Raw genomic sequence first — 12,725 nt, 5'->3', positions numbered from 1 at the left:
TATGTTATTGTTTAGGCTTAATACCCTTTTTAGAGTTGAATTACGAATTTGATAATTCAGACTTTTTATATTTCTGTTTTAGTACATTTTGATATAATATTTTATCATATTAATGAAAAAGGTCACCCTATAAAAGAGTGACCTTTGTTCTTATTTTAGATTTATTAGTTTTTTCCACCAAGGGCGTTTGTCTACTTCTAGATCTTGGCCATATCCATAACCATATCCGTATCCATAACCATATCCTTTGTTTGTCTCAGTATCATTTAAGATAATTGACATATTCGGAAGTTTACCTTCTTTGTGTAAGTCATTAGGTAATTTAAGCATACGTTTGTCTAGGTAGTTTGCTCTCGCTACGTAGATGAACGTATCAGCATATTTCGCGATTAACAAGGTATCTGTAACTAAACTAACTGGGGCTGTATCTACGATGATATAGTCATATTGTTTTTTAAGAGTCTCAAACATATCTCCTATTCTATCTCCCATTAATAGTTCTGCTGGGTTAGGTGGAATAGTACCTGCTGGTAAAGCATACATATTTTCATAACCATCTATTTTTACAACATACTGGTTGATATCGTCCTCTTTTCTTAATAAGTAGTCAGATACGCCTTTAGTAGGAAGCATGATATAATCATCTAATCTAGGGTTACGAATATCTAATCCGATAAGAAGAGTTCGTTTACCTGATAATGCAATTGTAGCTGCAATATTTACAGATGTAAATGTTTTACCTTCTTTAGGGAATGTAGAAGTTAAGAATATCATCTTAGCATTACCTTCCTGTACATCACTTAGCATAAACTCAAGGTTCGTTCTAACGATACGAAGAGCTTCAGCAGTACTCGTTCTACTCGCAATATTAACGATTTTGGAATTATCGTTAGAGTGTGGTATATCACCTAAGAATGGAACTTGAGTATTTTCTTCAATGTCTAATCTAGTCTTAACCTTAGTATCTAATAAGCTACGTAAGTAGATTAAAGCAAATGGTATTAATCCTCCCATGATAAGAGCGGCTAATAAGATAATTGCTTTTTTAGGAGCTACTGGTTTATCACTACTCTTAGCTACATCGATTATTTTAGCATTTTGTTCTGTTGCTGCTAAAGCGATTGCAGTTTCCTCTCTTTTTTGGAATAAGTATAAATAGATAGCCTCTTTTACCTTTTGCTGTCTATCGATGATTCTGAACTCTCTTTCTTGTTTTGGTACAAGAGATAGTTTAGATTTTAATTCAGATTCTTTAGACGCTAACTCTCTACGTGTAATTTTTAGATTGCTCTCGGCTCTTAGAAGGCTTTCTAATACAGAAGCTTTCATAGAGTTGATTTGATCGTCTAATTTAACGATAGCCGGGTTAAGCTTAGTTGTACTAGTACTTAACTTATTTCTTTCTAATACTAATTTATTATATTGATCAATTAAGCTGTTAGAGCTAACATCTGTCGATACTATATTACCAGGAAGTAATTCGTTTGGTTTGCTGCTTTTTAAGAACTCTATTAGAGAAGAGATAACTTTTAATTCGGTTTCATTACTAATGATTTGTTTTTCATAAACATTAGCATTCTCTAAGTGAATTTTTAATTCTGTAGGAATATCAGTAATGCTATTTCTAGCTTTATATCCCTCTACGTTCTTTTCTACATCACCTAGTTCATCAGTAATCAGGACTAGACGAGAGTCGATGAACTCTGAAGTTTTCTCTGAGATAAAACGTTTATCAGCTATAGCACCATCATTGTACAAAGTAATCAATGTGTTTAAATAATCTTTTGCTTTCGCTGGCGTAGCGTTTAACAATGATAATTCAAGCACAGTAGAGAACTTATCAGTAGGAGCTATTTTTACCTCTTTTACGTAATAATCAACGACTTTTTGGATAGGTTTTACTTGTACTAGTATTTCATTTACAGTTTCTTCACCACCTTCTTTTTTAAGAGCATCTAGTGTTCCTGTTTTTTTAGGAACATTCTTAGTTACGATAAGTTTACCTAATATAGTAGAAATAGGTTCATCATATTTAAAAGTACCTAATTCTTCTTCCTCATCATTTAATAACAAGAAAGACGATTCAGTTCTATCTTTAACAATAAATGAATACTCGATATCATCAAAGTCAAAAACACGCTCTACAAAGTTGATAGAAACAGGACTATTACCATATAAATCCTTTTTTACAAATCTATCGTTATTGATTAAAGCTATATTTAATTGTAATCTTCTAACTGTTCTTTCTGCAAGACTTCTTGATTGTAGTACTTGTGTCTCGTTTTCTACATTACTTTTACCACCAGAGAACATCCCTAAGTCAGCGAATGCTGCCATTTCAGACGCTATTCCACCACCTCTTTTTTCATCTTTTACAATGATAGAAGTATTGATAGAATATATCTTCTGGCTATAACGTAAATAAACGAAAGCTAAAGCTACAGTAATAAAAACACTTAATACAAACCATCTCCAGTGAACTAAATATTTCTCTAGTTCTTCTCGTATGTTTATATTAGAGTTTTCTTGATTGTCAAATTTGTTTTCCATTTTTCTATTTTGTAGCAAGTGCTATTACAGTTACTAAAAGTGATAATGCAGATAATCCTAAACTTAAGTTAGGTCCTACTACAGAAGAGTTTACTCTTGTTTTGTTAGGCTCTACATATACAATATCGTTTTGATTTAAATAATAGTATGGAGATACCATAAAGTCCGCTTTAGTCATGTCTACACGGATAGGAACTCTTCTTCCATCTATTTCTCTTATCAGTAATATATTGTCTCTTTTTCCATATACTGTTAGGTCACCAGATAATGCTATTGCTTCAGCTAATGTAAGTCTCTCACTATTGATAGTGTGTACACCTGGCTTATTTACCTCCCCTTGTACTGTCACTTTGTAGTTCATGATTCTCATGTTGACAATAGGGTTATTGATATATTGGCTTATTTGTTTTGACAGTATTTCTACAGCTTCTTTTTTGCTTTTACCACCTACTTTAATAGTTCCTAATACAGGGAATTCTATATTCCCATCACTATCTACTAAGTATAAGTGTTGAGTCATAGTACCACTACCAGCAGGATTGTTAGGGTTTGTAGTCATTGTATTAGCTAAGTTAAACGGAGCAGCTGCTTCAGGATCTTCAGCAGATACAATGATCATTAGCAAATCATCTGCTCTTAAACGAGTCTCAAATTTATTATCATTAGACTCTTTTAGTAATACATCCTCAACGTTTTGGTAGTATACAACACTCTCTCTAGATGCACACGAACCTAGCAATAGCATAGTGCAGAAGAAAAGTGATAGTTTTAGCGCAATTATATTTTTCATTGTTATTTTTTTGCAAATATATAGTTTCTAAATAGTCAAAAAAAAGAGTTTTACTATTTAAAGTGTCAAATATAGTTTTTTCTGAGTAGAGACAAAATGTTACTTTCATAAAAAGTATAGTGTTTTTAGGATAATTCACGTTTTTTCTAATTATAAAAAACACAATAATCTCAGAAATTAAAAGAACTATAAATAATAACTGTTAAATATGTAAAAGTGGCTTTTGATTCTTATTTAGAACGTTAGTTTCTTTTTACGTAGCTCGAAGTTCTGACCTAAGTAGACTTTTCGTACCATTTCGTCTTCTGCTAGCTCTTCTGGAACACCTGCTTTTAAGATACCTCCTTCGAACATAAGATACGTTTTGTCTGTAATAGCAAGAGTCTCTTGAACGTTGTGATCTGTAATAAGGATACCAATGTTTTTGTTTTTTAAGTTCGCAACGATTTTTTGGATATCTTCTACTGCCACAGGGTCAACTCCCGCGAAGGGTTCATCTAGAAGAATAAACTTAGGATCAGTAGCTAATGCTCTAGCGATTTCTGTACGTCTTCTTTCTCCTCCAGATAGTACATCTCCTCGGTTAGTACGTACATGGTTTAAGTTGAACTCTTCTATTAGAGATTCCATTTTCGCCTCTTGTTCTTTTTTAGAGAGTTTCGTTAGTTGTAGTACACTTAGGATGTTGTCCTCTATACTTAGTTTTCTAAAGATAGAAGCCTCTTGTGCTAAGTACCCGATACCATGTTGTGCACGTTTATACATCGGGAAGTCTGTTATATCCGTATTATCTAAATATATATTTCCACTGTTAGGTTTTACTAATCCTACGATCATATAGAATGATGTAGTTTTACCAGCACCATTTGGCCCTAGTAGTCCTACGATCTCTCCTTGATTAACCTCTACTGATATACCTTTAACAACTTTGCGTTTTTTGTACATCTTAATTAAATTATCAGCTCTTAATTTCATGATTTTAAAATATGAGATTAGTCAATTTGTTTTGTTTTACTTGCTTCTATCTTCTTATTCTTTTTGTGTACGAAGAGAGAGATATAAATACTCACTTCGTATAGAATAAGTAATGGAATAGATACTATAATCTGGCTTACTACATCTGGTGGAGTTATTACAGCTGCGATGATTAATATTAATACGATAGCGTACTTTCTATAGTCTCTTAAGAACTGTGGTGTAACTAAGTCTAACACAGATAGGAAGTAAATAATAATCGGTAATTCGAATACTAAACCACATGCTATAGATGTCGTTTTTACAAGACCTATATAAGAGTTGATATCTATCTGGTTTTTAACGATATCACTTACCTGTAAATTCGCAAGGAAATTAATAGATAGTGGAGTGATAACGTAGTATCCAAATACTACTCCCATAAAGAATAATAAAGAAGATACAACGATAAATAGTTTAGCGTATTTCTTTTCTTTTGTATAAAGTGCTGGGCTGATGAATTTCCATATTTCCCAAAGAATGAAAGGAACTGCAATAATAAAACCTGCAGAAATACAAGTCCAAATTAATACAGAGAATTGTCCATCCATCGTTCTATTCTGAATCTCGAAGGGTAAGTCTTGTAAACAAAAACTTCTATCGAAATCAAAACGTTGTGCTATTTTACAAAAGAATTGATAGGTAACGAAATCACTTCTTTTTGGTGCGAAGATGATTTTGTCAAAAATAAAATCACTAAAAATAAAAGCGACTGCCCCTCCTCCTAGTATAAATGCTGAAGATCTAACTAATAACCATCTTAGTTCTTCTAAGTGGTCTAGGAAAGACATTTCCTTTTTTGATTTATCTGAGTTTGCCATATTTATACGATCCCTTCTTTTAATATATCATGTAGGTGGATTACGCCTACGTATTTGTTGTTTTGTGTCACTAGTAATTGCGTGATAGAGTTGTCCTCTAATATAGACAGTGCCTTAGATACGTGCTCAGAACTCTCTATTGATTTAGGGTTGATAGACATAATGTCTTTTGCCTTATAATCGTTTAGATTACTACTTTTTTGTAGCATACGGCGCAAGTCTCCATCTGTTATGATTCCTATGATTTGCTCATTATCTACTACTGCAGTTACTCCTAAGCGTTTCTCTGATATCTCTACGATTACTTCTTGGATAGAAGAGTCTGGAGATACCGCAGGTTTGTTTTCGCTTTTTAGTATGTTTTGCACCAAAAGTAACAATTTTTTACCTAATGCTCCACCTGGATGGTACATTGCGAAGTCTTCTGCAGTGAAGTTTCTCAATTCTATAAGACAAGCTGCTAAGGCATCTCCTAAAACTAGCTGAGCAGTGGTACTGTTCATAGGCGCTAGATTATTCTGTTCTGCCTCATGGTCTATTTTAGATAATAGGATATAGTCAGCACTTTTTGCTAAAAACGAGTTCTCATTAGCTGTGATAGCAATAAGCGTATTGTTGTGTCTTTTAAGGATAGGTGCTAATACTTTTATTTCTGGGCTATTACCACTATTAGAGATACAGATGATACAGTCTCCTGGTTGGATTAGACCTAGATCTCCATGCATTGCCTCTGCAGCATGCATATGGATAGATGGCGTTCCAGTAGAATTGAATGTTGCTACTATTTTTGCTCCAATTAGTGAACTTTTGCCTATTCCTGTCACAATTATTCGCCCCTTGCAGTTGAAAATCGCTTTAACAGTTTTTTCAAAATCGTCCGTTAGATAATCGATTAGTTTTTTAATGCTTTCACTCTCAGAAAGTAAAGTATTCTTGGCGGTGTTTAATATGTTAATTGATGTATTCAAAATGAGCGAATGTTAAATATTATGATTGAACTAAAGAAATTTTGTACCTTTAGGTACTGCAAATTTATGTAAAATACCATACAAAAATAATGAAATCAACTGAAATTGACTTGCACAAAGAGTTAAAGAGATTTTTTGGATTTTCTCAATTCAAAGGTCTTCAGGAAGATGTGGTCAAAAGTATTATTTCTGGACACAATACTTTTGTGATTATGCCGACTGGAGGAGGGAAGTCTCTTTGTTATCAATTACCTGCATTGGTGTTAGAGGGAACTGCTATTGTTGTTTCACCGTTAATTGCTTTGATGAAGAATCAAGTAGATGCTATTAGAAGTTTATCTTCAGAGCATGGTGTGGCTCATGTGCTTAATTCATCTCTTACGAAGACTGAGATAGCTCAGGTAAAGGAAGACATTAAAAGTGGGATTACAAAGTTGCTATACGTAGCACCTGAATCTTTAACTAAGGAAGAGTATGTTAGCTTTTTACAAGGGGAAAAATTATCTTTTGTAGCTATTGACGAGGCCCATTGTATTTCTGAATGGGGACATGACTTTAGACCAGAGTATAGAAATCTGCGCAACATTATTAGAAGTCTTGGTGATATACCTATTATAGGACTGACTGCAACAGCCACTCCTAAAGTACAAGAGGATATCTTAAAAAACTTAGAAATTCCAAACGCGAATACCTTCAAAGCATCGTTTAATAGACCTAACTTATTCTATGAGATACGTCCTAAAACGAAAAATGTAGAGACGGATATTATTCGCTTTATTAAACAACACCAAGGAAAGTCAGGAGTGATCTACTGTCTAAGTAGAAAGAAAGTAGAAGAAATCGCAAATGTACTTCAGGTAAATGGGATCAGTGCTGTGCCTTATCACGCAGGACTAGATGCCAAGACCCGTGCTAAACATCAAGATATGTTCTTAATGGAGGATGTAGATGTAGTAGTAGCTACTATCGCATTCGGTATGGGGATAGATAAGCCAGATGTACGCTATGTAATACACCATGATATTCCTAAATCATTAGAAAGTTATTATCAAGAGACGGGTAGAGCTGGACGTGATGGAGGTGAAGGACACTGTCTAGCCTATTACTCATATAAAGATATAGAGAAGCTTGAGAAGTTTATGGCTGGTAAGCCTGTCGCTGAGCAAGAGATAGGGTATGCATTATTACAAGAAGTAGTAGCGTATGCTGAAACATCGATGTCTAGAAGAAAATTTATCCTGCATTATTTCGGAGAAGAATTTGACGAAGTCAATGGCGAAGGGGCTGATATGGATGATAATATCCGTAATCCTAAGACTAAAGTAGAAGCTAAAGATAGTGTAGTTCAATTATTGAAAGTAATTAGAGACACGAAACAATCTTATAAGACGAAAGAAATAGTATTCACTCTACTTGGGAAAATCAATGCATTGTTAAAAGTAAATAAGACAGATACATTAGACTTTTTCGGTTGTGGTAAGGATCACGATGAGAAGTACTGGATAGCTCTTATTAGACAAGTATTAGTAGCAGACTTATTGCGCAAAGATATTGAAGCTTATGGAGTGTTAAAACTGACAGAAGCTGGGCTACAGTTTATAGATAATCCTAAGTCATTTATGATGACTGAAGATCACGAATATTCTGATGCTGAAAATGATTTGGATGTGATCGCTAGTAAAGCTAGTCTAGTGATAGACGAGGCTCTGATCGGTATCCTAAAAGATCTGCGTAAGAAAGTAGCGAAGAAATATGGTGTACCTCCATTCGTAGTATTCCAAGACCCTTCATTAGAGGAGATGGGGCTTAAGTATCCAGTTACTCTAGAGGAGATGTCTAATATTATAGGAGTAAGTGAAGGTAAGGCTAAGAAATATGGTAAGGAGTTCGTAGATGTGATTAGTAAGTATGTAGAAGATAATGATATCATCAGACCTGATGATTTAGTTGTTAAATCTACAGGTGCTAATTCCGCATTAAAACTTTATATTATTCAGAATGTAGATAGAAAGTTATCTTTATCGGATATAGCGAGTGCTAAAGGATTAGATATGGATGGTCTGCTAAAAGAGATGGAGCAGATCGTATATTCTGGTACGAAGTTGAATATATCATATTGGATAGATGATGTCTTAGACGAAGATCAGCAAGAAGAAATCTATGATTACTTTATGGAATCAGAGACAGATAATATTAAGGCTGCGATGACTGAGTTTGACGGAGATTATGATACTGAAGAGTTGCGATTAATGCGTATTCAGTTTATTAGTAAAGAAGCGAACTAGTTCATAGTAGAAATAGAACAATTAAAATCTTCAGTAGGTGACTACTGAGGGTTTTTTTATATACTCTTTTTAAAAATATGGAAAAAATATTTAAATCGTGTTTTAGACGATCTTCGTTAGTCAAGATTAGTATCGTTACTATGGTGCTTTTAATGATAAATATTTTATTTGTAATCTTAATATTAAAAGCAAAGAAAGGCGATATCGGGGTGAGTAATATCGAGAGTGCTATAGCAAGTGGAGTAGTGACGGCTTCTATATTAGTCTACTATGTAGTTAAAATATATCCTTATCTCAACAAAATAACGATTGATGGAGAAAAGATATATTATAAGAAAGTATTGGGACAGGAGAGAGTTATAGATATAGCTGCAGAAGATGTGCAGATACATATAGATACATTATATATGCGGTGGACTAACCAAGATGGCTATATAGAAGTGAATAGTGGAAAGAAAAAAATCAAGATTATAGAAAGTTATTATAAAAACTATGTAGTGCTAAAAGAAACTTTGGTCGCTTTAGCTTAACAAAAGATATATAGATAAAAGGTGTTCTTATAGAGCACCTTTTTTTGTGGATATTAGACACTTTGTTTAGGTAGGTATTTAGTAATCATACAGTTTAGATAGAAGGAGAATAGGTGATGAGTAAATGGAGGATTGTTCGACAAAGTCACCTCTAGCTCCACCAATCTCGAGTAATTGTCCATGAATTGTCGAGCGAATTGCTTATAACACCTGTATTATAAGGGGATATGCTATAGAGGGTGTTTGTGTTTATAAAGGATATTTTTTGTTTAACTTGTTGTTTGTTAGTGTTTTGTGTTGTTTTAAGGGCTAAAAAAAAGTACATCTTTTTTTTTATAAGACAGATCTTTGCTCTTATTGAGGAGATAGAATAGAAAAAAAGACCTTTCAGAACATGAAAAAGTACTTATAAAAGTGAAATATAGATTCGAATATTAAAAAAAATAGTGTCCTTTTTCTTAATAGTTAAAAGATGTACTGAGTTGTAAAAAAGAAAGAGGTAACCTATGTAATAAGTTACCTCTTGATATATGTATTCACAGATGCGGTCTATTCGTATAGCTCTCCTCGATGTGGTTTTAGGATATCTCTTAGTTGTCTCATTTGCTCATCATTGACTACCATATACGCGATAGTATGCTCTGGTGCTAGTACTGTATAGTCTATGATAAAGATAGGTAGTTGTTCTATAGCGACATACTCTTTAAGATGTATTACGTGATGTTCGGCTGTTTTTTCTCCAGCAGGCCCTTTAAAATCCCAAATAAGTTTGATTTGTCTTTCCATTTTCTAATTGTCATTTGTACAAAAGTAGTCAAAAAATAAGTAGAAATAGTTGAAGAATCAGTAGAAGTAGCTAGAAGGAAAAGCACTGCATATGAATAGTATTGAAAGGTAAAACGAGGGAGTAGATAACAAAAGAGGCAGTGTAGTCGTTTATAAATGAATATTATAGTATAAAGACAGGTTTATAACGATGCTATCTGATAAAGAGATTAGTTTAACCGTATCTTTTTTGTATTTTTGAGGTTGATATAAATTATTAGGTATGAAAGAAGAGTTAGTGGTATTAGTAAATGAACAAGATGAACAAGTAGGAGTAATGGAAAAGATAGAAGCTCATGAAAAAGCTTTGTTACATCGTGCATTTTCTGTTTTTATTTTGAATAAAAATAATGAAGTAATGTTACAACAACGTGCTTTAGAAAAGTATCACTCGCCTTTATTGTGGACTAATACTTGTTGTAGTCATCAACGTGTAGGCGAAACAAATATAGAGGCTGGTAGACGTAGATTAATGGAAGAAATGGGGTTCGAAGTGCCCCTAAAAGATGTTTTTAGTTTTATCTATAAAGCCCCATTTGACAATGGTCTGACAGAGCATGAGTTTGATCATGTGATGATTGGATATTACGATGATGAACCAAATATCAACCTAGAAGAAGTAGAGGCATGGAAATGGATGTCTATAGAAGGGATAAAGGAAGATATGGAGGCTAATCCTAATATATATACAGCTTGGTTTAAAATCATTTTTTCTAAGTTTTATCATTTTATAGAAGCTCAAAAAAAATAATAGTATGAGGTTAACTGTTAGTAGAAAAGCTCACTTTAATGCAGCACATCGCTTGCATAGAAAAGAATGGTCAGAAGAGAAGAACCAACTTGTTTTTGGTAAATGTAATAATCCTAACTACCATGGACACAATTATGAATTAATTGTTCAGGTAACAGGAGAGCTAGATCCAGAGACAGGATTTGTGATGGATTTAAAAGAACTATCAGATTTAATAAAATCGGAGATAGAAGAGAACTTTGATCATAAAAACTTGAATTTAGATGTACCAGAGTTTTTAGAGTTGATCCCTACGGCAGAAAATATCGCAGTAGTGATATGGCAAAAATTAAGACCTTTTATTAATAATGATAAAGAGTTAGAAGTGATATTGTATGAAACTGCTAGAAACTTTGTTTCTTTTAAAGGAGATTATTAATTATAGGGTATGCTAATGGGAAAAGTTGTAACTTGCACCCTCGTTTTTTATAGCGATTGGGAAAGATAGATAAGCAATAGCTTATTTTTAATAGAAGTGATTAATATATGGGTTTTAAACAATATCCGATACTATTTCAACCGATTCTGAAAGACAGAATTTGGGGAGGAACGAAGTTAAAATCAATACTTGGTAAAGATATTGATTCAAATGAGGTAGGAGAGAGCTGGGAGATTTCTGGTGTATCTTCTGATGTAAGCGTTGTCGCAAATGGGGTATATGAAGGATTAAGTTTAAATGATTTAATTCAGAAGTTTCCTGAAGAAATCTTAGGTGATTATATTATAAACCGTTTTGATAAGAAGTTTCCTCTTTTGTTTAAGTTTCTAGACGCAAAAGAAGATTTATCTATACAGTTACATCCGAATGATGATTTAGCTCAGAAGCGCCATGGGTCTTTTGGAAAGACTGAGATGTGGTATGTGATGCAAACGGATGAAAATGCAAGAATAGTAGTAGACTTTAAAGATGGAGTGACTCAAGAGGACTATCTACATCATTTAGAGGCTAAGACATTGCCTTCTATATTAAAAGAGATACCTGTAAAGAAAGGAGATGTATTCTTCATCGAGACAGGTACTATCCATGCTATTGGGGCTGGTGTATTATTAGCTGAGATTCAGCAGACTTCAGATATTACTTATAGAGTATATGACTGGGATAGACTAGATGCTTCGGGTAATTCTAGAGAACTCCATATCGATATGGCACTAGATGCTATCAACTATGATAAGAAAGAAGTAGAGTTGACTTATACTAAAGATGCGAATGTATCTAACGAAATAGTAGCGTGTCCATTCTTCTCAGTGAATTATATACCTCTAAAAGGAAGTTATCACAAAGAGAAGGATGCTTCTAGATTCTATCTATATGTGTGTACAGAAGGAGAAGGAGAGATCACATTAGGTGACGAAGTGTATTCTATACGATGTGGACAAACTGTGCTAATACCAGCAGCAGTAACACAAATAAGTTTAAGTGGTGAGGCTACAATCTTAGAGATATTTGTTTCTTAAAAGAGTAGTATACCCCATTTTTATATTGTAGATTTGCGTAAAATTAATACTAAATAAAGGAAATTATGGCAAGCGTAAGAAACCTAAAAAAAGATATTCACTATGTATTAGGTGATATCATCCAAGCAATTTATATTCAAGAAATGACAACTGGAGGACCAACTGCAGAGACTAACGCATTACTTGAAGAAGCGTTTGTTTCTTTCGATGAATTAATCGGAGCAGTGAATGCAAAAAACGTTGAGAATAAAAAAGCACATTTTAAAGGAGTTTATAAAAAACTAGAAGATGTTGCAGGTCAATTAGTTGAAAAAATCAACGCAATGTAATCGAAAAAAAGATTTAAAAAAGATACATTTTGTGTTGCAAGATTGAAAAACCATGCTATCTTTGCACTCGCAAAATGAGTCGCCGGTGTAGCTCAGCTGGCTAGAGCAGCTGATTTGTAATCAGCAGGTCGTGGGTTCGAGTCCCTCCATCGGCTCAAAAGTTTTAAAAGAGATTAGTATTACAATAATATTGAGTCGCCGGTGTAGCTCAGCTGGCTAGAGCAGCTGATTTGTAATCAGCAGGTCGTGGGTTCGAGTCCCTCCATCGGCTCAAAAGTTTTAAAAGAGATTAGTATTACAATAATATTGAGTCGCCGGTGTAGCTCAGCTGGCTAGAGCAGCTGATTTGTAATCAGCAGGTCGTGGGT

Annotated in this window: 12 protein-coding genes and 2 tRNA genes; 8 read left to right on the top strand and 6 right to left on the bottom strand. The window is 33.8% G+C overall.

The annotated features are described in order from the left end of the window. Window positions 1-150: 150 nt before the first annotated feature. The 5 genes from RT228_RS12140 to RT228_RS12120 all read right to left on the bottom strand — a co-directional run bounded on the left by RT228_RS12140 (window position 151) and on the right by RT228_RS12120 (window position 6,143). Window positions 151-2,550 (bottom strand): GumC family protein, encoded by a 2,400-nt coding sequence (locus RT228_RS12140; protein ID WP_006260214.1) that lies wholly within the window; start codon window positions 2,548-2,550, stop codon window positions 151-153. Between the two features lie 4 nt (window positions 2,551-2,554). After that, on the bottom strand, window positions 2,555-3,340 hold the full coding sequence (locus RT228_RS12135; protein WP_006260213.1) for a polysaccharide biosynthesis/export family protein: 786 nt from the start codon (window positions 3,338-3,340) through the stop codon (window positions 2,555-2,557). Window positions 3,341-3,574: 234 nt separating this feature from the next. Then, entirely contained in the window at window positions 3,575-4,315 is a 741-nt protein-coding gene (gene lptB, locus RT228_RS12130; RefSeq protein WP_006260212.1) for an LPS export ABC transporter ATP-binding protein, read from the bottom strand. A 17-nt stretch (window positions 4,316-4,332) separates the two neighbouring features. Next, on the bottom strand, window positions 4,333-5,145 hold the full coding sequence (gene tatC, locus RT228_RS12125; RefSeq protein WP_006260211.1) for a twin-arginine translocase subunit TatC: 813 nt from the start codon (window positions 5,143-5,145) through the stop codon (window positions 4,333-4,335). A gap of 32 nt (window positions 5,146-5,177) precedes the next feature. Next, entirely contained in the window at window positions 5,178-6,143 is a 966-nt protein-coding gene (locus RT228_RS12120) for an SIS domain-containing protein (RefSeq protein ID WP_006260210.1), read from the bottom strand. Between the two features lie 89 nt (window positions 6,144-6,232). On the opposite strand from RT228_RS12120, the gene RT228_RS12115 reads away from it, so the two are divergent. After that, window positions 6,233-8,428: an ATP-dependent DNA helicase RecQ gene (locus tag RT228_RS12115; protein WP_006260209.1), complete on the top strand. Its 2,196-nt coding sequence runs from the start codon at window positions 6,233-6,235 to the stop codon at window positions 8,426-8,428. 77 nt (window positions 8,429-8,505) lie between these two features. Next, window positions 8,506-8,958 (top strand): hypothetical protein, encoded by a 453-nt coding sequence (locus tag RT228_RS12110; RefSeq protein WP_006260208.1) that lies wholly within the window; start codon window positions 8,506-8,508, stop codon window positions 8,956-8,958. A gap of 549 nt (window positions 8,959-9,507) precedes the next feature. On the opposite strand, the gene RT228_RS12105 is transcribed toward RT228_RS12110, so the two are convergent. Continuing rightward, entirely contained in the window at window positions 9,508-9,744 is a 237-nt protein-coding gene (locus RT228_RS12105) for a hypothetical protein (protein WP_006260207.1), read from the bottom strand. A 262-nt stretch (window positions 9,745-10,006) separates the two neighbouring features. On the opposite strand from RT228_RS12105, the gene idi reads away from it, so the two are divergent. The 6 genes from idi to RT228_RS12075 all read left to right on the top strand — a co-directional run bounded on the left by idi (window position 10,007) and on the right by RT228_RS12075 (window position 12,628). Beyond that, window positions 10,007-10,534 (top strand): isopentenyl-diphosphate Delta-isomerase, encoded by a 528-nt coding sequence (idi, locus tag RT228_RS12100; protein WP_006260206.1) that lies wholly within the window; start codon window positions 10,007-10,009, stop codon window positions 10,532-10,534. 4 nt (window positions 10,535-10,538) lie between these two features. Further along, window positions 10,539-10,952, top strand: a complete 414-nt coding sequence (locus RT228_RS12095) for a 6-pyruvoyl trahydropterin synthase family protein (protein WP_006260205.1) — start codon at window positions 10,539-10,541, stop codon at window positions 10,950-10,952. A gap of 107 nt (window positions 10,953-11,059) precedes the next feature. Further along, complete coding sequence (locus tag RT228_RS12090) at window positions 11,060-12,028, top strand: type I phosphomannose isomerase catalytic subunit (RefSeq protein ID WP_006260204.1); 969 nt, start codon at window positions 11,060-11,062, stop codon at window positions 12,026-12,028. Between the two features lie 65 nt (window positions 12,029-12,093). Then, window positions 12,094-12,357 carry a hypothetical protein gene (locus RT228_RS12085; protein ID WP_006260203.1) on the top strand — a complete coding sequence of 88 codons (264 nt, stop codon included), beginning with the start codon at window positions 12,094-12,096 and terminating at the stop codon, window positions 12,355-12,357. Between the two features lie 81 nt (window positions 12,358-12,438). Then, window positions 12,439-12,512 (top strand) — tRNA-Thr (locus RT228_RS12080). A gap of 42 nt (window positions 12,513-12,554) precedes the next feature. After that, a tRNA-Thr gene (locus RT228_RS12075) sits at window positions 12,555-12,628 on the top strand. Window positions 12,629-12,725 lie beyond the last annotated feature (97 nt).

Origin of the sequence: Myroides sp., assembly GCF_032073645.1 — a bacterium.
Classification (GTDB): Bacteria; Bacteroidota; Bacteroidia; order Flavobacteriales; family Flavobacteriaceae; genus Flavobacterium; species Flavobacterium odoratimimum.
Note: the sequence above shows the minus strand (reverse complement) of the source record. Positions and strands in the feature narration are given on the sequence as shown.

Bases quoted from the DNA above. Each gene is read 5' to 3' on its own strand.
- RT228_RS12095 (WP_006260205.1), top strand. From the start codon at position 10,539: ATGAGGTTAACTGTTAGTAGAAAAGCTCACTTTAATGCAGCACATCGC.
- RT228_RS12110 (WP_006260208.1), top strand. From the start codon at position 8,506: ATGGAAAAAATATTTAAATCGTGTTTTAGACGATCTTCGTTAGTCAAG.
- idi (WP_006260206.1), top strand. From the start codon at position 10,007: ATGAAAGAAGAGTTAGTGGTATTAGTAAATGAACAAGATGAACAAGTA.
- RT228_RS12105 (WP_006260207.1), bottom strand. From the start codon at position 9,744: ATGGAAAGACAAATCAAACTTATTTGGGATTTTAAAGGGCCTGCTGGA.
- lptB (WP_006260212.1), bottom strand. From the start codon at position 4,315: ATGAAATTAAGAGCTGATAATTTAATTAAGATGTACAAAAAACGCAAA.
- RT228_RS12140 (WP_006260214.1), bottom strand. From the start codon at position 2,550: ATGGAAAACAAATTTGACAATCAAGAAAACTCTAATATAAACATACGA.
- RT228_RS12090 (WP_006260204.1), top strand. From the start codon at position 11,060: ATGGGTTTTAAACAATATCCGATACTATTTCAACCGATTCTGAAAGAC.
- RT228_RS12115 (WP_006260209.1), top strand. From the start codon at position 6,233: ATGAAATCAACTGAAATTGACTTGCACAAAGAGTTAAAGAGATTTTTT.
- RT228_RS12135 (WP_006260213.1), bottom strand. From the start codon at position 3,340: ATGAAAAATATAATTGCGCTAAAACTATCACTTTTCTTCTGCACTATG.
- RT228_RS12085 (WP_006260203.1), top strand. From the start codon at position 12,094: ATGGCAAGCGTAAGAAACCTAAAAAAAGATATTCACTATGTATTAGGT.
- tatC (WP_006260211.1), bottom strand. From the start codon at position 5,145: ATGTCTTTCCTAGACCACTTAGAAGAACTAAGATGGTTATTAGTTAGA.